At 60.6% G+C, this 751-nt stretch carries 2 protein-coding genes; both read left to right on the forward strand.

Features of this window, described 5'->3' with window-relative positions; genetic code table 11:
* Positions 1-482, forward strand: a 482-nt coding sequence (locus B2W96_RS06525) for a DHHA1 domain-containing protein (RefSeq protein ID WP_293009479.1), incomplete at its 5' end; no start/stop codon positions are given.
* A 1-nt stretch (position 483) separates the two neighbouring features.
* Positions 484-657: a DUF4250 domain-containing protein gene (locus B2W96_RS06530; protein ID WP_293009480.1), complete on the forward strand. Its 174-nt coding sequence runs from the start codon at positions 484-486 to the stop codon at positions 655-657.
* The last annotated feature ends 94 nt before the right edge of the window (positions 658-751 follow it).

Below are 751 nucleotides of genomic sequence, written 5' to 3' on the forward strand. Positions count from 1 at the left end.
CGGAGCTGTTGAAGAGCAACCCCGCGGACCTTGCGGACCGGGCGGAGCAGGTAATGCTGGAAATGCGGGAGCTGCGCCGCGAGGTGGAGCGGTATCAGGCGCAGGCTTCCCTTGGCGACGCGCAGCAGTTTTTGATGTCCGCCAAGGCCGTGGGTGGCCTGAAAATCGTGACCCACAGCCGCCCCGGTACAGATGCCAACGCCCTGCGCCAGATGGGCGACTTCCTGCGGGACAAGGAGCCGGGCGTGGTGGCCGTGCTGGCAAGCGCCGCGGAGGAGAAAATCACGTTCCTTGCCGTGTGCGGCAAGGAGGCCGTGGCAAGGGGCATCAAGGCGGGAGAGCTGGTGAAGCTGGTGTCCGGCATCGCGGGCGGCTCCGGCGGCGGCAAGCCCGATTCCGCCATGGGCGGCGGCAAGGATATGTTGAAGTTGGACGACGCACTGGCCGCGGTGGACGACTTTGTGGCGGGAAAGCTGAAGTAAGATGCTGCCGAAGGACCCTTTTATTTTGCTGAGCGTGGTGAACACCAAGCTGCGGGATGATTACGCGGATTTGGAGGACCTCTGCGCCGCCGAGGATGTGGACCGGGCGGAATTGGTCAAAACTCTGGAAAAGCTGGGATATCGCTATCACGCCCAGCACCGCCGATTTATCTGAGATAAATTTAATGGGATAAATTTGCCGAGTATTAAAAAGGGAGGAACCATCATGTCGGATTGCTTATTCTGCAAAATCGCCGCCGGGGAGATTC

It is taken from the genome of Oscillibacter sp. UBA6647 (genome assembly GCA_002455655.1).
In the GTDB taxonomy this organism is placed as follows: Bacteria; Bacillota; Clostridia; order Oscillospirales; family Oscillospiraceae; genus Oscillibacter.

Excerpts from the sequence above, each read along its gene's own strand:
- B2W96_RS06530 (WP_293009480.1), top strand. The coding sequence starts at position 484 with ATGCTGCCGAAGGACCCTTTTATTTTGCTGAGCGTGGTGAACACCAAG.